The sequence below is a fragment of the Ancylobacter moscoviensis genome, from assembly GCF_007559435.1.
GTDB classification, from domain to species: domain Bacteria; phylum Pseudomonadota; class Alphaproteobacteria; order Rhizobiales; family Xanthobacteraceae; genus Ancylobacter; species Ancylobacter moscoviensis.
In genome coordinates this window covers 121913-144327 of sequence record NZ_VMBP01000001.1, presented here as the reverse complement: position 1 = coordinate 144327, position 22415 = coordinate 121913, and the positions used below count along the sequence as shown (strand labels likewise).

The 22415-nt window shown below is 70.2% G+C and carries 19 protein-coding genes; 12 read left to right on the top strand and 7 right to left on the bottom strand.

All coding sequences use genetic code 11. The features are described from left to right. Nucleotides 1–16 precede the first annotated feature (16 nt). The 5 genes from FO470_RS00675 to FO470_RS00655 all read right to left on the bottom strand — a co-directional run bounded on the left by FO470_RS00675 (nt 17) and on the right by FO470_RS00655 (nt 4936). The gene (locus tag FO470_RS00675; RefSeq protein WP_144341011.1) at nt 17–694 is read right to left on the bottom strand and encodes an LON peptidase substrate-binding domain-containing protein; all 678 of its coding nucleotides are present in this window, start codon (nt 692–694) and stop codon (nt 17–19) included. A 60-nt stretch (nt 695–754) separates the two neighbouring features. Continuing rightward, nucleotides 755–1684 carry a thioredoxin gene (gene trxA / locus FO470_RS00670; RefSeq protein WP_144341010.1) on the bottom strand — a complete coding sequence of 310 codons (930 nt, stop codon included), beginning with the start codon at nt 1682–1684 and terminating at the stop codon, nt 755–757. Between the two features lie 76 nt (nt 1685–1760). Then, on the bottom strand, nt 1761–2300 hold the full coding sequence (locus FO470_RS00665) for a prolyl-tRNA synthetase associated domain-containing protein (RefSeq protein WP_144341009.1): 540 nt from the start codon (nt 2298–2300) through the stop codon (nt 1761–1763). A gap of 97 nt (nt 2301–2397) precedes the next feature. Further along, nucleotides 2398–3507, bottom strand: a complete 1110-nt coding sequence (locus FO470_RS00660; RefSeq protein WP_144341008.1) for an alginate O-acetyltransferase AlgX-related protein — start codon at nt 3505–3507, stop codon at nt 2398–2400. Between the two features lie 13 nt (nt 3508–3520). After that, complete coding sequence (locus tag FO470_RS00655) at nt 3521–4936, bottom strand: MBOAT family O-acyltransferase (protein ID WP_144341007.1); 1416 nt, start codon at nt 4934–4936, stop codon at nt 3521–3523. Nucleotides 4937–5237: 301 nt separating this feature from the next. Between FO470_RS00655 and FO470_RS00650 the strand changes: the two genes are divergently transcribed. Then, entirely contained in the window at nt 5238–6041 is an 804-nt protein-coding gene (locus FO470_RS00650) for a gamma-glutamyl-gamma-aminobutyrate hydrolase family protein (RefSeq protein WP_144341006.1), read from the top strand. Between the two features lie 145 nt (nt 6042–6186). Here the strand turns inward: FO470_RS00650 and FO470_RS00645 are convergent, their stop codons facing one another. Continuing rightward, nucleotides 6187–6861, bottom strand: a complete 675-nt coding sequence (locus FO470_RS00645) for a GntR family transcriptional regulator (RefSeq protein ID WP_144341005.1) — start codon at nt 6859–6861, stop codon at nt 6187–6189. Between the two features lie 138 nt (nt 6862–6999). Here FO470_RS00645 and FO470_RS00640 point away from each other — a divergent pair, with 138 nt between their 5' ends. After that, a complete protein-coding gene (locus FO470_RS00640) occupies nt 7000–7227 on the top strand; it encodes a Trm112 family protein (RefSeq protein WP_246659427.1) in 228 nt (75 codons plus the stop codon). 21 nt (nt 7228–7248) lie between these two features. On the opposite strand, the gene FO470_RS00635 is transcribed toward FO470_RS00640, so the two are convergent. Further along, nucleotides 7249–8517, bottom strand: coding sequence for a ubiquinone biosynthesis hydroxylase (locus FO470_RS00635; protein ID WP_186291786.1), 1269 nt, complete (start codon nt 8515–8517; stop codon nt 7249–7251). Nucleotides 8518–8624: 107 nt separating this feature from the next. Here FO470_RS00635 and FO470_RS00630 point away from each other — a divergent pair, with 107 nt between their 5' ends. From FO470_RS00630 to FO470_RS00585, 10 genes are all read left to right on the top strand, one after another. Continuing rightward, nucleotides 8625–9518, top strand: a complete 894-nt coding sequence (locus tag FO470_RS00630; RefSeq protein ID WP_144341003.1) for an acyl-CoA thioesterase — start codon at nt 8625–8627, stop codon at nt 9516–9518. A gap of 299 nt (nt 9519–9817) precedes the next feature. Further along, nucleotides 9818–10156, top strand: a complete 339-nt coding sequence (locus FO470_RS00625; RefSeq protein ID WP_144341002.1) for a P-II family nitrogen regulator — start codon at nt 9818–9820, stop codon at nt 10154–10156. A 51-nt stretch (nt 10157–10207) separates the two neighbouring features. Further along, nucleotides 10208–11572, top strand: coding sequence for an ammonium transporter (locus tag FO470_RS00620; RefSeq protein ID WP_144341001.1), 1365 nt, complete (start codon nt 10208–10210; stop codon nt 11570–11572). 183 nt (nt 11573–11755) lie between these two features. After that, entirely contained in the window at nt 11756–13021 is a 1266-nt protein-coding gene (locus tag FO470_RS00615) for an aminotransferase class I/II-fold pyridoxal phosphate-dependent enzyme (RefSeq protein WP_144341000.1), read from the top strand. 26 nt (nt 13022–13047) lie between these two features. Next, on the top strand, nt 13048–15687 hold the full coding sequence (locus FO470_RS00610; RefSeq protein WP_272482959.1) for a DNA translocase FtsK: 2640 nt from the start codon (nt 13048–13050) through the stop codon (nt 15685–15687). Between the two features lie 142 nt (nt 15688–15829). Beyond that, a complete protein-coding gene (locus tag FO470_RS00605; RefSeq protein ID WP_144340999.1) occupies nt 15830–16561 on the top strand; it encodes an outer-membrane lipoprotein carrier protein LolA in 732 nt (243 codons plus the stop codon). 220 nt (nt 16562–16781) lie between these two features. After that, the gene (locus FO470_RS00600; protein WP_144340998.1) at nt 16782–17600 is read left to right on the top strand and encodes an exodeoxyribonuclease III; all 819 of its coding nucleotides are present in this window, start codon (nt 16782–16784) and stop codon (nt 17598–17600) included. A gap of 90 nt (nt 17601–17690) precedes the next feature. After that, nucleotides 17691–17903: an LPS translocon maturation chaperone LptM gene (gene lptM / locus FO470_RS00595; protein WP_144340997.1), complete on the top strand. Its 213-nt coding sequence runs from the start codon at nt 17691–17693 to the stop codon at nt 17901–17903. A gap of 10 nt (nt 17904–17913) precedes the next feature. After that, nucleotides 17914–19182 carry a diaminopimelate decarboxylase gene (gene lysA / locus FO470_RS00590; RefSeq protein WP_144340996.1) on the top strand — a complete coding sequence of 423 codons (1269 nt, stop codon included), beginning with the start codon at nt 17914–17916 and terminating at the stop codon, nt 19180–19182. Between the two features lie 165 nt (nt 19183–19347). Then, nucleotides 19348–22182, top strand: coding sequence for a TIGR02302 family protein (locus FO470_RS00585; protein WP_335880505.1), 2835 nt, complete (start codon nt 19348–19350; stop codon nt 22180–22182). Nucleotides 22183–22415 lie beyond the last annotated feature (233 nt).

The window sequence follows — 22415 nt, the reverse complement described above, 5'->3', positions numbered from 1 at the left end:
GGGGCAGAGTGCAGGCCTACTGGAGCGAGCCGTCGCCCTCGCCGCCGGTGCGGGCCATCGACATCTGGGTGACGGCGATCAGCATCTCGGCGCGGGCGGCGAGGCTGGGTGCCTCCAGCAGCGCCTGCTTCTCGCGCGGGCCGAAGGGCGCCATCATCGCGAGGGCGTTCACCAGCGCCTCGTTGGGCGCGTCCTTGATGCTCTCCCAGTCCGCCTCGAGCCGGTTGGCGTCGAGATATTCGGCGAGGGTGCGCAGCAGCGTGCCGCGATCGACCGCCTCGGCGCCGAGATTCGGCGTGAAGTCGTTGCGGAACGGCTCGTAGTCGACATGGGCCTGGCGGTAGGGCGTGCCGGCATCGACCTCCGCCACGATGCGGAAGCGGGCGACGCCACTGAGATTCATCACGTAGCGCCCGTCGCCGCTCTCGGCGATCTCGGTGATGCGGCCGACGCAGCCGACCGGCAGCAGCGCCGCCCCGCCGGCCATGGCATGGCCGGCGGCGTCAAGCGCCGGCTGGACGATGCCGATGAGCCGGCTGCCCGCCAGCGCGGCATCCACCATGGCGAGATAGCGCGGCTCGAAGATGTTGAGGGGAAGCTGGCAGCGCGGCAGCAGCAGCGCGCCTTCCAGCGGAAACAGCGGGATGATCGGCGCCAGTTCGGACGGCCCGGTATAGGGTCGGTTGATCGCCATCGGCGCTCCTTGCCGCGCGTTCCGGCGGCGTTGCGCGGCGGGGCGGGCCCCGCCGGCGTGTCAGGCGAACAGGATGGAGGACAGGCGCCGGCGGCCGGCGATCGTGTGCTCGTCGGTAGGGCCCCAGGCCTCGAAGAACTGCACCAGCTGCTTGCGGGCGCCGTCGTCGTTCCAGTTGCGGTCCTTGCGCACGATGGCGAGCAGTTCGTCGACCGCCTCCTCGCGCTTGTCATGCGCGGCGAGCGCCACGGCGAGGTCGAAGCGGGCCTGATGGTCGAGCGGGTTGGCGGCGACCTTCGCCTCCAGCTCCTTCACGTCGCCGAGGGCGCTCGCGGCCTCCTCCAGCTCGATGGCGGCGCGCACGGCGGCGATGGCGCCGTCGTTCGCGGCCGTCTCCGGGGCGAGGGCGAGGGTGGCCCTGGCCTGCTCGGCATTGCCGGCGGAAAGCTGAGTGCGGGCAAGGCCGGCGATGGCCTTGAGGTTGGCCGGTTCCTCGGCGAGCACGGCGGCGAAGATCTCCGCCGCGCCGACGAGGTCGCCCTCGGCCAGCGCCGCCTCGCCGGAGGCGACCACCTCGGCCATGTCGTCGGCCCCGCCGGCGCCGGCGACGAGACGGTCGACCAGCGCCTTCACCTGCGTTTCCGGCTGGGCGCCCATGAAGCCGTCCACCGGCTGGCCGTTGACGAAGGCGTAGACGGTGGGCAACGACTGGATGCCGAGCTGCTGGGCGACGGCGGGGTGCTCGTCGGTGTTCATCTTGGCGAGGCGCACCTTGCCCTTGGCCTCGCGCACCACCTTCTCGATGATGGGGGTAAGCTGCTTGCAGGGGCCGCACCACGGCGCCCAGAAATCGACGAGAACCGGGCGGGTGCGCGATTCCTCGACGACATCCTTCATGAAGCTCCGGGTCGTGACGTCGATCACGACATCGTCGCCGGCGGGCGCGTCGGCGCCGTTCTGGGCCGGAGAAGAGGGCTGGTTCAGCAACATGGGGCGTCCTCGCAATACTCGCTCGTGCTCGCCGTTAAGATGGCCCGCCGCGCCGCGAATGCAACGGGCGGGATGGTCAGGCCTCGTCCGCCGCCTCGCTCCGCCGCGGCACCGCCATCACCCGCGGCTCGTGGCCGGTGGCGCGCAGGAAGCGCAGGAGATCGTCGCTGCGGATGGTGGTGGTGGCGGTGTTCACCAGCGGGTGGCAGTTGATCTCCGCGTGCGCCATCAGCTCGGCGTCGAGCACCACGGTCACGCGGCCCTGCGTGTCGTTGACCGGGCCGAAGGCGGTGACCGCGCCGGGCTTCACGCCGAGCACCTCCTCCAGCAGCTCGGCGCTGCCGAAGGACAGCCGGCTGGCGGCGCCGAGGGGACCGTGGAGGCTCTTCAGATCGACCCGCGCCTCCTCCTCCACCACGACGAGGAAGAGGTTGCCCTTCTTGTCCTTGAGGAAAAGGTTCTTGGTGTGGCCGCCGGGAATGTCGCCGCGCAGGGCCTGCGAGTCCTCGACGGTGAACAGCGGGGGGTGTTCGACCGTGCGGGTCTCGATGCCGAGTTCGGCGAGGCGGGCGAAGAGATCCTGCGAGGAAAGGGGGACGGATAGGGGGGCGGACATGGCGGCTCGGCGTCCTGGGCGGAAAAAGCGACTGCCGGCCTTCTAATGCCGCCGGCGGACCGGGGGCAAGGCGCTTGAGCGGCGCATGGGCGTTCTGCTACTTCGCCGCGCCGCTTTTCTTGCCCGCGCAGAGGAAGAAGCGCTCGGTCGGCGCGTAGATGAGGATGTCCGGCCGGAAGCGATCGATCACGCCCTGATCGAAATTGCAGAGCTGGTGATGCGTCCAGACGAAGGCGGAGCTTCGGGCCGCCAGCAGGCCCGGCCAGAAGCCGTGGGTGAAGGAATCGCCGATCACCATGATGCGCGGGCCGGCATGGCCGGTCTCGAAGGCCTGGGAGGGAAAGAGATTGCTCTCCTTGCCGCCTTCGATGACGCCGGTGAGCGGCGTGAGGCCCTCCTCGCGCTCCGCGAAGGGCTCCTTCCAGGGGAGTTTCTGGTCCGGCGGGTCGCGCGCGTCGAGCCCGCCGAGGCGCAGCAGGTCGCCGCTGGGTTTGTCGACGGGCGCGCCGTAGGCCTCCTCGGGCGTGACGGCGAGATCGGGGCGGCCTGCCGCCGCCATCGCGGCGTTGAAGGCCAGCAGCGCGCCGCGCTCGTTCCAGTGGGTATCGTAGCGGAAATAGACCCGGCCATCCTTCTTGCCGTCCGCGAGGATCGGGCGCAGGTCGACGAAGGGGATGCCCGCCGCCTTCATGCGCTCGTCCACGAGGTCGTATTCGGTCGGTGCCTTCTTCTGCCGGCGGGCATAGGACGGCAGGTCCTGGAACTCGACGGTGTGCGCGTTGGGCGGGATCATCGCGACGAAGTGCCCGCCGAGGGCCTTCATCTTCGCGTCGAGCGCGGCGGTGATGCGTACGAAGTCGGCGATGGCCTCCGGCCGCACGAGCTGGCCGATCGACTGCTCGAGCGCGTTGTTGTCGCGGATGAACAGAGAGCCGTTCTCGCCCTGCAGGACGCGCTCGCCCTGCGGCGCGTCGATGAAGCGCAGATAGCGGCGATGGGCGGCGAGCACCGCGCCGCGGAAGCCGAACGCGTTGTTGATGTAGGGGTCGAGGCGCCGGGCGGCGTCCTCCCACCAGTGCTCCTCCGGCTCCAGCACCGTGCGCATGGGGCCGGGCAGGTCGGGAGTGACCAGCCCGATGGTCGGCAAGGCGAGGACGGCGACGAAGAAGATTGCCCACCAGCGGCGGAAGGCCATGAGCAAGGGCATCGTCCGCTCTCCCTCAGAACCGGAAATAGAGGAAGGGCGAATAGGTCGCCGCTCCCACCGACAGGACGCAGAGGCCGAACAGCAGCGCCACCACCACGGTATCGACCGCCCCGTAGAGCGCCAGCCGCAGCTTCGTCGCCAGGCGGCGGGCGCCGGGCTGCGGCAGGCCGAACATGGCGAGTGGCCAGGCGAGCACCATGACGGTGACGGCCATGGGCGTGAGTTCGGTGATGAGGTTGACCGACAGCGGCCCCGCGCCGTTGAGGCCGGCGAGGCCGGCGAACAGGTCGAGCGCGTCGGGCAGGCTGTTGGCGCGGAACCAGACCCAGCTCGTCAGCACCACGAGAAGCACATAGGCGTGGCGCACAATGCGCGGGGATGCCCGCAGCGTCGCGCCGAGGCGCGTGCGCTCCAGCACCAGGAAGGTGCCGTGGTGGACGCCCCAGATGACGAAGGTCCAGCTCGCCCCGTGCCAGAGGCCGCAGAGCAGGAACACGGTCCACAGATTGACCGCCGTGCTGACATGGCCGCGCCGGTTGCCGCCGAGCGGGATGTAGACGTAGTCGCGGAACCAGCTCGACAGGCTCATGTGCCAGCGGCGCCAGAAATCGGTGATCGAGAGCGCGCCGTAGGGCAGGTTGAAGTTGCGCGGGAACTTCAACCCCATGGCGATGGCCAGGCCGATGGCCATGTTCGAATAGCCGCCGAAGTCGAAATAGATCTGCAGCGCATAGGCGCTGACGCCGAGCCACGCCTCGCCGAGATTGGGCGTGCCGGTGCTGTCGAACACCGCCGAGACGATGGGCGCCACCTCGTCGGCGATCAGCACCTTCCAGCTGAGGCCGATGACGAAGATGCGCAGCCCCGCCGATATCCGCCCGAGCGTGGTGCGGCGCGCACGGATGCGGTGCGCGATGGTGGAGTAGCGCACGATCGGACCCGCCACGAGCTGCGGGAACATGGTGATGTAGACCGCGATCTCCTCGAAGCGGCCGTTCGCCCGCGCCTTGTGGCGGTAGACGTCGACCAGATAGGAGATGGCGTGGAAGGTGAAGAAGGAGATGCCGAGCGGCAGCGCCGGATGGACCACGGGGAGCTGGGCTCCCTCCGGCAGCAGCAGGTTGAGGTTCTCCGCCAGGAAGCCGGCATATTTGAAGGCGATGAGGCCGGCGAGATTCGCCGCCACGGCGAGCCCCAGCATGCGCAGCCGCCAGCGCTCCAGCCGCGTGTCGATGAGCAGCGCGAAGAAGTAGTTCGCCACGATCGACACGGCGAGGACGACGACGTTGGCGAGGCCGCCCCAGGCGTAGAAGACCAGCGAGAAGGCGAGCAGGACGAGGTTCTTCGCCCGCAGGCCCGGCACGGCGAAATAGCAGATCAGGAAGGCCGGCAGGAAATAGAACAGAAAGGAGACGGACGAGAAAACCATTTGGCCCTGGCGGTATGGCGCCCTGCTACCGATGAAAATCAGGCCCCTTCATACACGAAGGCGCGCCTTCGGAAACCTTCGGCAACATCGCGCCCACCAAACTTCGCGTGTGGTGGCGGAGGGGAAGGAGCCCGGCCCGATCCGCGCTCGGCTCCATTCCTCGTCTGGGCCGTCCTTCCTTCCGCGCCGTCCTTCCTTTCACGCCGTCCTTCCTTTCACGCATGGCCGCCGCGTCGGCGGCGCCGTTGACAGCCGGCGGGGGGCGGGCCCACATCTTCGCCAGCACGTGTCGGGAGATATCATGCGGCCAGTCATCGGTGTGATCAGTGACGTGAAGGCCTCGAACGGCCATGTCGTCCACGGTGTCACGGAAAAGTACATCTACGCGGTGGCGCGCGGCGCGCAGGCGATGCCGGTGCTCATTCCCGGCACGATCTCGGCCGTCGACGCCGACATGGCACCGGAGCGGGCGGTGATCGACGAGATCTTCGATCTGGTCGACGGCATCTTCCTGCCGGGCAGTCCGTCCAATGTCGGGCCGCAGCACTATGGCGACGCGCCCTACGATCCGCCGTTGCCGGCCGACCCGCACCGCGACGACATCTCGCTGCCGCTGATCCGCGGCGCGCTGGAGCGCGGGGTGCCGATCTTCGGCGTCTGCCGCGGCTTCCAGGAGATGAACGTCGCGCTGGGCGGCACGCTGTTCCAGAAGCTCTACGAGCAGGAGGGGCGCTTCGACCATCGCGAGGATTCGACGCAGGACATCGAGACCCAGTACGGCCCGGCGCACGACGTCGCGCTGGAGCCGGGCGGGCTGCTGGCGGGGATCGCCGGCGCCTCGACCTGGCGGGTGAATTCGCTGCACGGGCAGGGCGTGGCGAAGCTGGCACCGGGCGTCGCGGTCGAGGCGCGGGCTGAGGACGGCACCATCGAGGCCTTCCGCGTGCCCGACGCGCCGGGCTTCAACATGGCGATCCAGTGGCACCCGGAATGGCGCTTCTGGCAGGACCGGCTGTCCACCGGCATCTTCACCGCCTTCGGCGCCGCCGCCCGGCTGGCGGCCGAGCGCCGGCGCGGCGGGGCGCGGCTCAAGGCCGTGGGCTGAGGCGTCCTTCCAAAGTCGCCATCCCTCATGAGTGTCGTCATGGCCGGGCTTGACCCGGCCATCCACGTCTTTGGGCTCCGTGCGGCATGAAGTCGTGGATGCTCGGATCAAGTCCGGGCATGACGACCATCCGCGGTGGGGCGCGTCAGCCCAGCTGCGCCAGCAGGTGGCCGATGCCGTCGCGGATGTCGGCCTCGATGGCGCGGCGCAACGCCGCCTCGTCGCCGCTCCGCAACGCAGCCAGCGCCTCGGCGTGGCGGTCGACGGGGTAATGGGTCTCCAGATCGGCCAGCGCCATGCGCATGAACGGGCCGATCTGCAGCCAGACCGATTCGATCAGCGGCAGCAGCACATTGTCCGCTCGCCCGCCATAGAGGGCGGCGTGGAAGGCGAGGTTGGTCTCGATCATCGCCTCGGTGTCGCTGGCCGCGACGGCGGCGTCGGAGGCCCGGTTCAGTTCGTCGAGCCGCTCGATGAAGGCGCCGTCGGCGACGCCGAGCGAGCGCGCGGCGGCCTCGCACTCCAGCAGGGTGCGCGTCGTCATCAGCTCCTCGAAGCGCCGGGCGGTCATCTCCGGCACGCGCACGCGGCGATTGTCGAGCAAGACCAGCGCGCGCTCGGCCACCAGCCGGCGCAGTGCCTCGCGCACCGGCATGGAGGAGACGCCGAGCGCGTCCGCCAGCCCGCGGATCGTCACCGCCTTGCCGGGCGGGAAGCGGCCGGCCATGACCGAGCGCCGCAGCCGGCGGAACACCCATTGCTGCAGCGTCTCGCCATCAAGGCGCGGTTCGAGGGCGAGGTCGAGGGTGGGTGCGTCCATTGTCCCTGGTGATAGTGGCTGTCGGAACGGCGGGTATCGGAACGGCGTGAGTCGGAACGGTGACGTGAGAATGTCAGCTCGCTGCGCTATATAGCCGGAATCCGTCCCGTCCGATGCCGAGATTGAGAGAGCCGCCCCATGGCCGAGAAATCCGAGAAGCCCGTCGCCCGCTCCGGCTACGAGATCGATCCGAAGCTGCTGGAGCTGCTGGTGTGCCCGGTGACGAAGGGTCCGCTCGACTATGACCGCGCGGGCCATGAATTGATCTCGCGCGCGGCGCGCCTCGCCTATCCGATCCGCGACGGCATCCCGATCATGCTGGCCGACGAGGCCCGTCCGCTCACCGAGGAAGAGGTGGCGCGGTAGGCGGGCGGTGCGCGGCGGCGCCTAGAGCGCCTCGCCGCGCAGCAGCTTCGGGGCCTTTCCGCCGATGCCGGCGGCGTCGCGGATGAAGAAGGACTTCAGCCCCGGCATCCGCTCGACGATGCCGAGCCCGACGTCGCGCACCAGCCGCACCGCATCCGCGCGCATGCCGAACAGCCGGTTCAGCCCGTCCGTCGCCGCGCCCATGGCGAGCGTGTCGAAGCGGCGCCAGCGCTGGTAGCGCTCCAGCACGTCAGGCGTGCCGACGTCGAGGCCGAGCCGGGCGGCGTCGGTGATCGCCTCGGCCAGCGCCGCGACGTCGCGCAGGCCCATATTGATGCCCTGCCCGGCGATGGGATGGATGGTGTGGGCGGCGTCGCCCACCAGCGCGAGGCGCGTGCCGACGAAGGCGCGCGCCATCTGGAAGCCGAGCGGGAAGGCCTTGGGCTCGTCGAGAATCTCGATCTCGCCCAGCTCCAGCCCGAAGCGGCGCTCCAGCTCGTCCTGCAGCAGCACGCGCGGCAGGGCGAGCAGGCGGGCGGCGGTCTGCGCCGTCTCGGTCCAGACGATCGAGCAGCGATTGCCGGTGAGCGGCAGCATGGCGAAGGGCCCGGCGGGCAGGAAGTGCTCGACCGCCTTGCCCTCATGCGGGCGCTCGTGGCCGACGGTGAGCACGATGGCGGACTGCCCGTAGGGCCAGCCGACCACGCCGATGCCGGCGAGGGCGCGCAGCTTCGAGCGGGCTCCGTCGCAGGCGGCGAGCAGCGCCGCATCCGCCGTGGTGCCGTCGGCGAGGCTCAGCGTCACCCGCCCCGGCTCGGCGGTGAAGCCGGCGACGGTGGTCGGCAGGAAATCGATGCCGCGCGCGCGGGCCAGCGCCGTCATGGCGTCCTGCAGCACGGCGTTGGGCACCATATGGGCGAAGGGCTCGCCCGGCTCGACCTCGCCGGCGAAGGACAGGAACACCGGCCGCGCGGCATCGCCGAGCTTGGAATCGGTGATTTCCATCGACAGGATCGGCTCGGCCTGCGCGGCGATGTGCTCCCACACGCCGAGCGCCTCGAACAGGTGGCGGGCGCCGGCCGCGATGGCGGAGGCGCGCATGTCGGCGCTGCGCGGCTCGGCGGCGGCGAGGGCAGGATCGGCCACCGCGAGGCGCGCGCCCTCGCCCAGCCCCTGCCGCAGCGCCAGGGCGAGAGAAAGGCCCGCAAGGCCGCCGCCCGCCATCACCACGTCGTATCGCCGCGCCTGTTCCGTGGTCTGCTTCACGGCCGCCGTCCCTCGCTCGTCCATTCCGCGCATTGTGCGCGGGGCATCATATGCCTTAGCTACGGATGGGGAACAATGAGCGCGATCAAGGCCCGGCACTTCGCGCGCCGGGAGCGGGGAGCCGGAAGCCGATGACGACCACCGCCGCCGAACTCGTCCAGTTGCTCGATCTGGAGACGCTGGAGGACAATCTTTTCCGCGGGCTGAACCCGCCGGAATCCTGGCCGTTCCGCACCCGGGTGTTCGGTGGGCAGGTGCTGGCGCAGGCGCTGGTGGCGGCCCAGCGCACGGTGGAGGGCTCGGCCGCCCATTCCATGCACGCCTATTTCCTGCTCGGCGGCGATCCGGCGGTGCCGATCGTCTACGACGTCGAGCGCGTGCGCGACGGGCGCAGCTTCGCCACCCGGCGGACGGTGGCGATCCAGCATGGCCGGCCGATCTTCATCATGTCGGTGTCGTTCCATCGCGAGGAGGCGGGGCTCGACCACCAGCTCGATCTGGAGGTGGTGGTGCCCTCGCCGGAGGAGGTGCCCGGCCTCGGTGAGCTGCCGGCGAGCGTCCTCGACCGGCTGCCGGCGCCGGTGCGCGACTACTGGATGCGCCCGCGCCCCATCGAGCTGAAGCCGATCGGGCTCGGCGAACGGCGTGCCGCCCCGCGCCGCGCGGTGTGGTTCCGCACCACCGGCCCGCTGCCGGACGACGCCGGCGTGCACCGGGCGGTGCTGGCCTATGCCACCGACATGACGCTGCTGGAGGCGACGACGCTGGTGCACGGCACGAGCGTGCTCGGCGGGGACATCCAGGCGGCGAGCCTCGATCATGCGCTGTGGCTGCACCGGCCGTTCCGCGCCGACGAGTGGCTGCTCTACACGCAGGACAGCCCGAGCGCCTCCGGCGCGCGCGGGCTGGCGCGCGGGCTGATCTACGACCGGGCCGGCCGGCTGATCGCCTCGGTGGCGCAGGAAGGGCTGATCCGCCCGGTCGCGCCGCCGGCGGCAACGCCCAGCACGCAGGCATCTGCCTAAAAATTAATCTCGTTGTGGCAAATCTGGGGCGCCGCGCGACGGGAGGTTGCGCGGCCGATGAAGATTTGGGCAGCCGGCAGGGCGGCCGACCGCGCCGATCAAGGCCGCTTCACGCTTTCGCGAGTGGCATCCGGGCGCGAATTCCGGCTCCGAACCCTTCTTCCGCCAAGGTTGGCACGCGAATTGATTCCCTGTCTCCCGGCTTGACCGGAGGGTCGGAAAAATCCGCCTGGCCGAGTCCGACATGAAACGCCCGGAACCCACGCCAGCGGTTCGGGGCCAAGCGGGGACAGGAACCCATGAAGATCGTCATGGCTATCATCAAGCCCTTCAAGCTTGAGGAGGTCCGGGATGCGCTCACTGGCATTGGCGTGCACGGACTGACCGTCACGGAGGTCAAGGGATACGGCCGGCAGAAGGGCCACACCGAGATCTATCGCGGCGCGGAATACGCGGTGAGCTTCCTGCCGAAGCTCAAGATCGAGGTCGCCGTGCCGACCGACCAGGTCTCCAAGGTCATCGACGCCATCTCCACCTCGGCCAAGACCGGCCAGATCGGCGACGGCAAGATCTTCGTCTACGCGATCGACCAGGCCGTGCGCATCCGCACCGGCGAGACCGACGCCGACGCGCTGTGAGCCCGCGTCATTGATCCCGACATTTTCCGATTGCGACGGAGCATTGAACCCATGACGACGAAGAATTGGATACGCGCGGGCCTTCCCGTGCTGGCGACGACGGCGCTGGTCGCAGCCGCCGCTTTCGCGCAGGACGCGCCGCAGACCGGGGCGGAAGCCACCGCCGAGGCCGCCGCGGCGGTCGCCACCGTGGACAAGGGCGACATCACCTGGATGATGGTCTCGTCCATCCTGGTGCTGTTCATGACCGTGCCGGGCCTCGCGCTGTTCTATGGCGGCCTCGTGCGCGCCAAGAACATGCTGTCGATCCTGATGCAGGTGCTCGTCGTCGCCGCGGTGATGATGCTGCTGTGGGTCTTCTACGGCTACTCGCTCGCCTTCACCTCGGGCAACGCCTTCATCGGCGGCTTCGAGAAGGCCTTCCTCGCCGGCGTGAGCACGGACAGCCTGGCCGACACCTTCTCGGCCAATGTGAAGATCCCCGAATACATCTTCATCGTCTTCCAGATGACCTTCTCGGCCATCACCCCGGCGCTGATCGTCGGCGCCTTCGCGGAGCGCATGAAGTTCTCGGCGATCGTGCTGTTCTGCATCCTGTGGGTGACCTTCGTGTACTACCCCATGGCCCACATGGTGTGGTTCTCCGAAGGCCTGCTGTTCGAACACGGCGCCCTCGACTTCGCCGGCGGCACCGTGGTGCACATCAATGCCGGCCTCGCGGGCCTCGTCGGCGCCATCATCGTCGGCAAGCGCACCGGCTACGGCAAGGAGCTGATGCCGCCCCACTCGCTGCCCTTCGCCATGGTCGGCGCCAGCGTCCTGTGGGTGGGCTGGTTCGGCTTCAACGCCGGCTCCAACCTCGAAGCCAATGCCGGCACCACGCTCGCCGTGATCAACACCTTCGTCGCCACCGCCGGCGCGATCGTGGGCTGGGTCGTCATCGAGTGGCTCGCCAAGGGCAAGCCCTCCATGCTCGGCGCCATCTCCGGCATGGTCGCGGGTCTCGTCGCGATCACCCCGGCCGCCGGTCTCTCGGGCCCGCTCGGCGCGATCGTGCTCGGCTTCATCGCCGCCATCGTCTGCTTCTTCTTCTGCACCACCGTGAAGAACGCGCTGGGCTATGACGACAGCCTCGACGTGTTCGGCGTCCACGGCGTGGGCGGCATCGTCGGCGCCATCGGCACCGGCATCGTCGTCGCCCCGGCGCTCGGCGGCCCCGGCATCGCCGACTACGAGATGGGCAAGCAGGTGTGGATCCAGATCCAGGCGGTGTTGCTCACCCTCGTGTGGTGCGGCGTCGGCTCGGCGATCCTCTACTACATCGTCAACATCATCGTCGGCCTGCGTCCGTCGGTGGAGAAGGAGCGCGAGGGTCTCGACATCGTCGAGCACGGCGAGCGCGCCTACCACAGCTGATCGCGGGCATCGCCCACGCATCCGCCGTCTTCCGCAGCGTCCCGCTGCCTCCGGACCCCGGCCTCGCGCCGGGGTCTTTTTCTTTCGGCGCCGTTCTCCGCATGGTTAAGAACGCCTTTACCGCGAGGGCCCTATTCTGGACCGAGACGCCGCATCCCGCGGCCCGTGGCGAGACGTTCCTCCGTGCCTGATCCCCGCTTCCAAGGCGTAGCGACCGACCCGACGCCCCCGGTCTCCGATCCGGGGCCGGCGGCGCGCTCGCCTTTCGTGCGCCTGACCGAACTGCTCGCCGACATCACGCCGTCGCGCCCGCCGCTGAGCCTTGCCGTCGGCGAGCCGCGCCACGCCATGCCCGGCTTCGTGGGGGACGTGCTCGCCGCCCATCTCGACGGCTTCGGCCGCTACCCCGCCGGCAAGGGGCTGCCCGAGTTCCGCCGCGCCGCCGCCGACTGGTTCGCCCGCCGCTACGCGCTGGCGCGCGCGCCCGATCCCGAACGCGAGGTGCTGGTGCTGAACGGCTCGCGCGAGGGCCTGTTCTTCGCCGCGCTGATGGCGCGCCGCCTTGCCTCGCCGCAGAAGCGCGCCCGCATCGGCGCCCGTCCGCCGGTGGTGCTGCTGCCCAACCCCTTCTATGCCGCCTATGGCGCGGGCGCCGAGGCGGCGGGCTGCGAGAGCGCCGACCTGCCGCTGCCGGCGGGCGGGGGCTGGCTGCCCGATCTCGACGCGCTCACCCCCGATCTGCTCGACCGCGCGGTAGCGCTGTACTTCGCCTCGCCGGCCAACCCGCAGGGCACCATCGCCCCGCGCGCCTATCTGGAGCGCCTCGTCGCCCTGTGCCGGGCGCATGAGGTGCTGGTGTTCGCCGACGAGTGCTATTCGGAGATCTGGCTCGGCGAGGAGCCGCCGACCGGCATTCTGGAGGTCGGCGGTGTGGATTTCTCGGGCGTCGTGGCCTTCAACTCGCTGTCCAAGCGCTCCAGCCTGCCGGGGCTGCGCTGCGGCTTCTGCGCCGGCGATGCGCGTTTCATCGAGGCGTTTGCCGAATTCCGCAACGTCGCGGCGCCGCAGGTGCCCGAGCCGCTGCAATGGGTGGGCATCGCCGCGCTGGCGGACGAGGCGCATGTGAGCGCCAGCCGCGACCTCTACAAGACGAAGTTCGACGTCGCCGACCGCGTGCTCGGCGGGCATTTCGACTATCAGCGGCCGGATGGCGGCTTCTTCCTCTGGCTGAACGTCGCCCACCTTGGCAGCAAGGATCGGGGCGGCGGCGAGGCGGCGGCGCGCCGGCTCTGGCAGCGCGAGGGGCTGCGCACCGTGCCGGGCGGCTATCTGTGCCGGAGCGGCGCGGACGGCCGCAATCCGGGGGCGGACTATCTGCGGATCGCGCTGGTGCAGGACCTGGCGACGACGGAGGCGGCGCTGCCGCGTCTGCTCGCCGGGCTGTCGTGAGCGGGAAAAGGGCAACGGGGCGACATATGGGCCGGCAGACGCAGACGACGATGCGGGCGCCTCGGCTGGAGGCGGGATCCTCCAGAGGCGAGAGGGGCCGTTCCCGTGCCGACCTGCCCGCAAAGGGGGGGGCAGCGAGCGGCCGGGCCAAGGTGCGGCGCGGGCGCGGCACGCCCGGCGCCTTTCTGCCGGAAGAGGTGAAGGGCGCGCTCGGTCGGCGGACCGCCGAGCTGATCGGCCTCGCGCTGCTCGCCCTGTGCGCGCTCATGCTGCTGGCCCTCGCTACCTGGTCGGCGGACGATCCCAGCCTCAGCCGCTCCAGCGCCGCGGCGCCGTCCAACTGGCTCGGCCTGCCGGGGGCGGTGTTCGCCGACCTGATGATGCAGCTCTTCGGCATCGCCTCGCTGGCGGTGGTGCTGCCGGTCGGCGTCTGGGGCTGGCTGATGCTGACGCATCGCCGCCCGCACCGGCAGCGGGCGCGGTTGGTCGCCGGGATCGCCGGCGTGATCTTCGCCTCGGGCCTTGCCGCGTGCCTGCCGCGTTTCGGCGGCTGGCCGCTGCCGAGCGGGCTCGGCGGCGTGCTGGGCGAAGGCATGCTCACCGTGCCGGGGGTGTTCCGCTCCAACTGGCTCAGCGCCATCGACTACGCGGTGGTCGGTGCGATCTGCCTGCTCGGCTCGGTGGTCGCCCTGCCGATCGCCGTCGGCATCGGCCTGAAGAAGCCCGTCGACGCCGACGAAGACGAGGATCCGGGCTTCGAGGACGACGAGCCCGGCCGTTTCGCCTTCGTGCTGGGCATGATGACCCACGCCGTCCTGTCGCTGAAGGCGCGGATGGGCTCGGAGGCGCCCCGCCGCTCCCGCGAGGAGCCGCGTCGCGGGCTGATGGATCGGCTGCGCGGCTTCGTCGGCCTCGACGAGGAAGAAGACGAGCTGCCGAGCCTGCGGCACGGCCGGCACGAGCCGAATTTCGGCGGGCGCGATGCGTTCGACGACGAGGACGACGTGGCCGGCTTCGAAAGCGCCGAGGGCGACGATCTGCCGGAGATGGACGACGAGCCGGCGCCGGCGCCCTCGCGCGGGGCCCGCCGGCCGCCACTGCGCTCGATCCGGGGCGGACGGGCCGCGCTGGAGGAACAGCGCCGCCGCTACGCCCTGCCGGGCCTCGACCTGCTGGCGCCGCCGCCGCCGCGCGGCGGTCCCGCCCTCTCCAAGGAGGTGCTGGACCAGAACGCCCGCGACCTCGAAGGCGTGCTGGACGATTTCGGCGTGCGCGGCGCCATCGTGAACGCCCGTCCCGGCCCGGTGGTGACGCTGTACGAGCTGGAGCCGGCGCCCGGCATCAAGTCGAGCCGCGTCATCGGCCTCTCCGACGACATCGCCCGCTCGATGAGCGCCATCTCGGCGCGCGTCGCGGTGATCCCGGGCAAGAACGCTATCGGCATCGAGCTGCCCAATCCCAAGCGCGACAAGGTGCTGCTGCGCGAGATCCTCGCCGCCAAGGATTTCAGCGAGGCCGCGCACAAGCTCGCCATCGCGCTCGGCAAGACCATCGGCGGCGAGCCGGTGATCGTCGATCTCGCGCGCATGCCGCACCTGCTGGTCGCCGGCACCACCGGCTCGGGCAAGTCGGTCGCCATCAACACCATGATCCTGAGCCTGCTCTACCGGCACCGCCCGGAACAGTGCCGGCTGATCATGATCGACCCGAAGATGCTGGAGCTTTCCGTCTATGACGGCATCCCGCACCTCCTGACCCCCGTCGTCACCGATCCGAAGAAGGCGGTGGTGGCGCTGAAGTGGGCGGTGCGCGAGATGGAAGAGCGCTACCGCAAGATGTCGAAGGTCGGCGTGCGCAACATCGATGGCTTCAACGCCCGCGTCGCGGAGGCGATCGTCAAGGGCGAGGCTATCGTGCGCACGGTGCAGACCGGCTTCGACAAGGAGACCGGCGAGGCGATCTACGAACGCGAGGAGATGGACCTCTCGCCCATTCCCTACATCGTGATCGTTGTGGACGAGATGGCCGACCTGATGATGGTGGCCGGCAAGGACATCGAGGGCGCCATCCAGCGCCTCGCCCAGATGGCCCGCGCCGCCGGCATCCACCTGATCATGGCGACGCAGCGCCCCTCGGTGGACGTCATCACCGGCACCATCAAGGCCAACTTCCCGACCCGCATCTCCTTCCAGGTGACGTCGAAGATCGATTCACGCACGATTCTGGGCGAGATGGGCGCCGAGCAACTGCTGGGCCAGGGCGACATGCTCTACATGGCCGGCGGCGGGCGCATCTCCCGCGTGCACGGACCGTTCGTCTCCGACCAGGAGGTCGAGCGGGTGGTCGAGCACCTGAAGGCACAGGGCGCCCCCGACTATCTCGACGAGGTCACCATCGACTTCGACGGGGAGGGCGAGGACGGCGCCGTGTTCGACAAGGGCGCTCTCAGTGGCGAGGAGGGCGGCGACCTCTACCAGCAGGCGGTGGCGGTGGTCATGCGCGACAAGAAGGCGTCGACCTCCTACATCCAGCGTCGCCTGCAGATCGGCTACAACCGCGCGGCCTCGCTGGTCGAGCGGATGGAGAACGAGGGCATCGTCGGCCCCGCCAACCATGCCGGCAAGCGCGAGATCCTGATCGAGGCGGACCGGGCGGAGGGCTTCTGAGCCGATGAACCGTTCCGCCGGAAGCGCTTACGAAAGGTCAGGGCCACAGGATCGCCACAGCGGCGCGCTAGCTGCGTCGTCGAGACAGAAATCCATGCCGCGCGCCCTTCTCCGGCGTCGTGCGCCCAGCGAGACGTGCTTCATGCGCCATCTGATCCGCATCTGCGCCGCTTCCGCCCTTCTGGTCCTGCCGGCGGGCGTCGCCCTAGCGCAGGTGCCGCCGCCGTCCTTCGTGCCCGTGCCGCCGAAGAAGCCGCCGATGATCCGGACCGCGCAGGCCGCGCCGGCGGCGGCCGCCCCCGCTCCGTCCTCCGACCCGAAGATCCAGGTCGCCGCGGCCGCGAACCAGCGCGCGGCGGCGGACACGGTCCAGCGCATCAACGAGTACTTCAACAGCTTCAAGAACATGACCGGCAACTTCGTGCAGGTCGACCCGGACGGCACCCGCCGCAAGGGGCAGTTCTACATCCTCAAGCCCGGCCGCGTGCTGTTCGAGTACGATCCGCCGAGCCGGATCGAGCTGGTGGCGGACGGACGCTCGGTCGCGGTGCGCGACAAGCGGCTGAAGACGCAGGACATCTCCCCCCTGTCGGCGACGCCGCTGCGCTTCCTGCTGTCGGAGAACTTCAACCTCGCCCGCAACACCAACGTCACCGGCGTCTATCAGGACGACATCTTCGCCACCGTGGTGATCGAGGAGAAGCAGCCGATGACCGGCACCTTCCGCCTGATGATCATGTTCGACGCCAAGACCATGCAGCTCAAGCAATGGACGGTGACGGACCCGCAGGGCTACGACACGACGGTCGCCGTCTCCAACCTCGACACGAGCGAGCGGCCCGATCCGATGCTGTTCGTCATCAACCGCGATTGAGCGGCGGCACCCTCTTCACGCGCCGTCATGGCCGGGCTCGACCCGGCCATCCACGTCTTCTGGTCGCGGAGTGAGTCCGATTCGTGGATCCCCGGACCAAGCCCGGGGATGACGGCGTACTTTGGCGGCAGCGGCGGGCGCGGCACCCGTTCACCTTCGGCGGAACATGCTCTAGGGTCGCGGCCGAAATTCCGCAGACTCGCCGCACAGGTTCCCCGCTTTGCCGCTCACGATCGCTACCTGGAACATCAATTCGGTGCGCCTGCGCATCGGTCTCGTCGCCAAGCTCGCCGCCGAACAGCAGCCGGACGTCATCTGCCTTCAGGAGACCAAGACGCCGGACGACCGCTTCCCGCTCAAGGACGCGGCGAAGTTCGGCTATCCCCATGCCGCCATCCACGGCCAGAAGGGCTATCACGGCGTCGCCATCCTCTCGAAGCGGCCCTTCGAGGCGGTGAGCCGGCAGGGCTTCTGCGACATGGGCGACGCGCGCCACATCTCGGTGGTGCTCGGCCGCGAGGCCGGGCTCGCGACGCCGCTGACCATCCATAATTTCTACATTCCCGCCGGCGGCGACATTCCCGACCCGGCAGTGAACGAGAAGTTCCGCCACAAGCTGGCCTTCCTCGACGAGGCGACCGCCTGGGAGCATCTCCACCCGACGGCCTCCGACGCCCGTTCGGTGCTGGTGGGCGACCTCAACATCGCGCCGCTGGAGGCCGACGTGTGGAGCCACAAGCAGCTGCTCGACGTGGTGAGCCACACGCCGGTCGAAGTGGAGCGGCTCGGGCGGCTGCAGGCGGCGGGGAAATGGGTCGACGTGATGCGCAACTTCGTCCCGCCGGAGGAAAAGCTCTACACCTGGTGGAGCTACCGGGCGGCCGACTGGGCCGCGTCCAACCGCGGACGCCGGCTCGATCACGTCTGGGCGACGCCGGCGCTGGCGCCGACGGCGCGGGCCATGACGGTGCTGCGCGAGGCGCGGGGCTGGGAGCGCCCATCCGACCATGTGCCGGTGCTGGTGACATTCGACGCCTGAACGGCGCTGCGCCGCTTTGCGGGCTCGCCTTTCCGGAGGTGTCGTTATAGGTTGCGCCAGAACTCAGTGACCCAAGCCGAGGAAGCCTCCTTGTCCCGTCGCCCCTTGCCTCGCCTCGCCCGCACCCTCGCCGTCACGCTCGCCCTCGGCGGCGCGCTGGCGCTCGGCGGATGCGGCGTGAAAGGCCCGCTCGAGCCGCCGCCGGGCACCGCCCTCGGCACGCCCGGCCCGGACGGCAAGATGCCGAAGGACACCGGGCCGGTGAAGCCGAAGCAGCCCTTCATCCTCGACGGCCTGCTCTGAAGCTGACGCCATGCACCATTTCGCCTATCGCGACGGCATCCTCCATGCCGAGGATGTGAGCCTCGTCGACATCGCCCAGGCGGTCGGCACGCCGTTCTACGCCTATTCGACGGCGACGCTGGAGCGGCACTACCACGTCTTCACCGACGCCTTCGCCGACATGCGCACGACGCTGTGCTACGCGGTAAAGGCCAATTCCAACCAGGCGGTGATCCGCACCTTCGCCAAGCTGGGCGCCGGCGCCGACATCGTCTCGGGCGGCGAACTCAAGCGCGCGCTGGCGGCCGGCATCGCCCCGCACAAGATCGTGTTCTCGGGCGTCGGCAAGACGCGCGAGGAGATGGCGGCGGCGCTCGACGCTGGGATCATGTGCTTCAACGTCGAGAGCGAGCCGGAGCTGATGACGCTCTCCGAGGTCGCGGTGAGCCACGGGGTGGCCGCGCCGATCTCGATCCGCGTCAACCCGGACGTCGACGCCAAGACCCACCACAAGATCTCGACCGGCAAGTCCGAGAACAAGTTCGGCATTCCGGTCTCCCGCGCGCGGGAGGTCTACCGCCACGCCGCGGCGCTGCCGGGGCTGCGGATCACCGGCGTCGACATGCATATCGGCAGCCAGATCACCGATCTCGATCCGTTCGACAACGCCACCGCGTTGCTGGTGGAGCTGGCGCGCGACCTGATGGCGGACGGGCACAGGCTGACCCATCTCGACCTCGGCGGCGGTCTCGGCGTGCCCTATGTCGCCGGCGAGCCCGAGCCGCCGCTGCCTTCCGCCTATGCGGCGCTGGTGAAGCGGCACACGCATAATCTCGGGCTCGGCCTGATCTTCGAGGTCGGGCGCATGCTGGTCGCCAATGCCGGCGTGCTCGTCGCCCGCGTGCTCTATGTGAAGGAAGGCGAGGGGAAGAAGTTCGTCATCGTCGACGCGGCGATGAACGACCTGATCCGACCGACCCTCTACGACGCTCATCACGAAATTTTGCCCGTGCGCGAGGCGGTGCCGGGCGCGGGGCGGATCGTCGCGGATGTGGTCGGGCCGGTGTGCGAATCCGGCGATTTCCTGGCGCTGGGGCGGCAGCTGCCGGCGCTGAAGGCCGGCGACCTCGTCGCGGTGATGACGGCCGGCGCCTATGGCGCGGTGCAGGCTTCGACCTACAACACCCGCGCGCTGATCCCGGAAGTGCTGGCGAAGGGCGACGCTTTCGCCGTGGTGCGTCCGCGCGTCGACACCGACGCGCTGATCGCGCTCGACCGCGTCCCCGACTGGCTGGCCTGACAGCCGGGGCGCGGGCCGCCCGCCACATTTCTCCCGGATACCCCCTCACGGCCTGCTGATGGATTGGGCGCGCCCAATCCGGCGGCAGGGGTGGCGTGCCGGGTCGGCCATGTTAAGGTGACCCTGGGGCTGGTGTGGGACGGAGTGCGTCGGAGGCTCGACCGCGTGACGGCAACACCGGATGGAATGGACGGCGGCGAGACGCCCGTCGAGGCGGGCGCGAACCCGCGTGCCGAGAAGGCGCGCGCCGAGGCGCAGCGCGTCGAGCGGCGCATCCGGCAACGCATGGGTGCCGCGCTGCAGCGCGCCTGGGCCTCGCTCATGTGGGAGCGAGTCTGGCCGGCCATCGCTGCCGTGGGTGCCGCTGCAGGAATCTTCCTGATCGTTTCCTGGCTCGGGCTGTGGCTGGTGCTGCCGCCGCTCGGCCGCATCGTCGGCCTCGCCCTCTTCGCCGCCCTGTTCGCGCTCGCCCTGGTGCCGGCGCTGCGCATCCGTTCGCCCTCCGCGTCGGAGGCCCTGTCGCGCCTCGACCGCGAGAGCCATCTGCCGCACCGCCCGGCGACGGCGCTCGCCGACCAGCTCGCCAGCCGGCCGGACGATCCGGTCGGCGCGGCGCTGTGGCGCGCCCATGTCGCGCGCATGTCGGCCCAGCTCGGCAGCCTGCGCGCCGGGCTGCCCTCGCCGCGCCTCGCCGCCGTCGACCGCAAGGCGCTGCGCGCGCTGGTGCTGCTCGGCGTGGTCGCCACCTTCTTCATGGTGCCGGGCGACCATGTGCGCCGCATCGCTTCGGCCTTCGACTGGCACACGCTGGTGCCGGCCAAGCCCTATCGCGTCGATGCCTGGGTGACGCCTCCCGGCTATACCCGCCGCGCGCCGGTGATGCTGCCGGGCCTGCGCTCGCAGGAGACCGCGCAGAACGCCGACGGCAGCGCCGGGGCGCCGGAGCCGGCGGAGACGCCCTATGAGGCGGCGGCGCTGACGGTGCCCACCGGCAGTGAGCTGGTGGTGCGCGTCATCGGGCTCGACGATGCGCGGCTGGTGACCCAGGGTGGTGTTGCCGTCGCCAGGGACGCTGAGGCGGGGGACAAGCAGGCGGGCGACAAGCAGGACGCGCCGCAGACGGCCTCGTCCTCGTCTGCGTCCACCTCGACCGCATCCGCCCCGCGCGGCGCCAATGGCGAGGAGCGGCGCTACGTCATCGCCGCCGACGGTTCGGCGCGCATCGAGGGGCCGGACGGGCGCTCGGTGGCCTGGCATTTCCGCGCGCAGCCCGACCAGTCGCCGACCATCGAACTGACCAAGGAACCGCAGGCCTCCGGCAATAGCGGGCTGGCGCTCAGCTACAAGGCCGAGGACGACTATGGCGTCGCCGGCGCCGAGGCGCGCTTCGCCGCCCTGCCGCCGCCGCCGCCGCTGCACGCGCTGAAGAACGCGCCGAAGCCGCCGGCCGCGCGTCCGCTGGTCGAGGCGCCGAACTTCCCGCTGCCGCTCACCGGCGGCCGGGCGAAAGCGGCGACCGGGCAGACCACCAAGGACCTGACCGAGAGCCCGTGGGCCGGCTCGCGCGTGATGCTGACGCTGGCGGTGCGCGACGAGGCCGGCAATGTCGGCCAGTCCCGCGCGCGCAGCTTCACCCTGCCGCAGCGCAGCTTCTCCAATCCGCTGGCCCGCGCGCTGATCGACGAGCGGCGCCGGCTCGCCTTCGACGCCAACCAGCGCGAGCGGGTCGCCGCGGGCCTTGACGCGCTGGCCATCGCGCCCGAGCGTTTCACGCCCAACCCGGCCCATTACATGGGCCTGCGCAGCGCCTATTGGCGCCTTGCCAACGCCCGGAGCGACGAGGACCTGCGCGGGGTGGTCGACTATCTCTGGGAAATCGCCGTGCGCATCGAGGACGGCGATCTCTCCGATGTCGAGAAGCGGCTGCGCGACGCCCAGCAGGCGCTGCAGAACGCGCTCGAGAACGGCGCCAGCGACGAGGAGATCAAGCGCCTCACGCAGGAACTGCGCGACGCGATGCAGGAATTCATGCAGGCACTGGCCGAGGAGGCGCGCCGCAACGGCGACCGCGCGGACCGCAACCAGCCCATGGACCCGAACACCCGCACGGTGCGCCCGCAGGACCTGCAGAAGATGCTCGACCGCATCGAGGACATGGCCCGCAACGGCTCTCGCGACGCGGCCCGGCAGATGCTGAGCGAATTGCAGAACATGCTCAATGGCCTGCAGGCCGGCCGCCAGCAGCAGCGCCAGCAGGGCCAGAGCCAGATGTCGCAGGCGATGGACCAGCTCGGCGACATGATCCGCCGCCAGCAGCAGCTGCGCGACCGCACCTTCAAAGAAGGCCGCGACAGCCAGCAGGACCAGGCCTTCAACGACCTGAAGCAGAGCCAGGAGCAGCTGCGCGAGCAGCTCCGCGAGCTGCGGGACAAGATGCAGCAGGCCATGCGCGGTCAGCAGCAGGGACAGGGCCAGCAGGGGCAGGGCGAACAGGGTCAGCAGGGCGAAGGCCAGCAGCAGGGCCAGAACGGCCAGGGGCAACAGGGCGAGGGCCAGCAGGGCCAAGGTCAGCAGGGACGCGGCCAGCAGGGGCAGGGCATGCCCGGCGAGGGAGGTCTGGGCGAGGCCGAGCAGGCCATGCGCGAGGCCGAGCAGGCGCTGGGCGAAGGCGACGGCACCGGCGCGGTTGACGCGCAGAGCGAGGCCCTGCAGGCGCTGCGGAAGGGTGCCCAGCAGATGGCCGAGGCCATGCAGCAACAGCAGGGCGGGCCGGGCCAGCAGCCGGGCGGCCCTTCCGGCGAGACCGCCGAGCGCAACGACCCGCTCGGCCGGCCGATGCGCTCGCGCGACTATGGCGACGACGTCACGGTGAAGGTGCCGGACGAGATCGACATGCAGCGTGCCCGCCGGGTGCTGGAGGAACTGCGCCGCCGCTTCGGCGAGCCCGAGCGCCCGCGCCTCGAACTCGACTATTTGGAGCGTCTGCTGCGGGACTTCTGAGGGCGTGCCGCCCTCTCCGAGGCACGACGCATGCGCAGGGCTCGTGCGGCCTCTACGTTTTGGGATCGCACGCAGACGTCGTGGATGGCCGGGCCAAGCCCGGCCATGACGTGGTTGGATTATAAGCGGCTGGCCTGCGCCTCATCCCTGAGGATCGTCATTCCGAGGTGCCCGGACACGGCCCGGGCCTCGAAGGACGCTCTTCCGGGGGCGTCAGCGACCTATCCTTCAAG

Excerpts from the sequence above, each read along its gene's own strand:
- FO470_RS00625 (WP_144341002.1), top strand. The coding sequence starts at position 9,818 with ATGAAGATCGTCATGGCTATCATCAAGCCCTTCAAGCTTGAGGAGGTC.
- FO470_RS00665 (WP_144341009.1), bottom strand. The coding sequence starts at position 2,300 with ATGTCCGCCCCCCTATCCGTCCCCCTTTCCTCGCAGGATCTCTTCGCC.
- FO470_RS00640 (WP_246659427.1), top strand. The coding sequence starts at position 7,000 with ATGGCCGAGAAATCCGAGAAGCCCGTCGCCCGCTCCGGCTACGAGATC.
- FO470_RS00610 (WP_272482959.1), top strand. The coding sequence starts at position 13,048 with ATGGGCCGGCAGACGCAGACGACGATGCGGGCGCCTCGGCTGGAGGCG.
- FO470_RS00655 (WP_144341007.1), bottom strand. The coding sequence starts at position 4,936 with ATGGTTTTCTCGTCCGTCTCCTTTCTGTTCTATTTCCTGCCGGCCTTC.
- FO470_RS00605 (WP_144340999.1), top strand. The coding sequence starts at position 15,830 with ATGCGCCATCTGATCCGCATCTGCGCCGCTTCCGCCCTTCTGGTCCTG.
- FO470_RS00660 (WP_144341008.1), bottom strand. The coding sequence starts at position 3,507 with ATGCCCTTGCTCATGGCCTTCCGCCGCTGGTGGGCAATCTTCTTCGTC.
- FO470_RS00635 (WP_186291786.1), bottom strand. The coding sequence starts at position 8,517 with ATGGACGAGCGAGGGACGGCGGCCGTGAAGCAGACCACGGAACAGGCG.
- FO470_RS00675 (WP_144341011.1), bottom strand. The coding sequence starts at position 694 with ATGGCGATCAACCGACCCTATACCGGGCCGTCCGAACTGGCGCCGATC.
- FO470_RS00645 (WP_144341005.1), bottom strand. The coding sequence starts at position 6,861 with ATGGACGCACCCACCCTCGACCTCGCCCTCGAACCGCGCCTTGATGGC.
- FO470_RS00630 (WP_144341003.1), top strand. The coding sequence starts at position 8,625 with ATGACGACCACCGCCGCCGAACTCGTCCAGTTGCTCGATCTGGAGACG.
- lysA (WP_144340996.1), top strand. The coding sequence starts at position 17,914 with ATGCACCATTTCGCCTATCGCGACGGCATCCTCCATGCCGAGGATGTG.
- FO470_RS00650 (WP_144341006.1), top strand. The coding sequence starts at position 5,238 with ATGCGGCCAGTCATCGGTGTGATCAGTGACGTGAAGGCCTCGAACGGC.
- trxA (WP_144341010.1), bottom strand. The coding sequence starts at position 1,684 with ATGTTGCTGAACCAGCCCTCTTCTCCGGCCCAGAACGGCGCCGACGCG.
- FO470_RS00620 (WP_144341001.1), top strand. The coding sequence starts at position 10,208 with ATGACGACGAAGAATTGGATACGCGCGGGCCTTCCCGTGCTGGCGACG.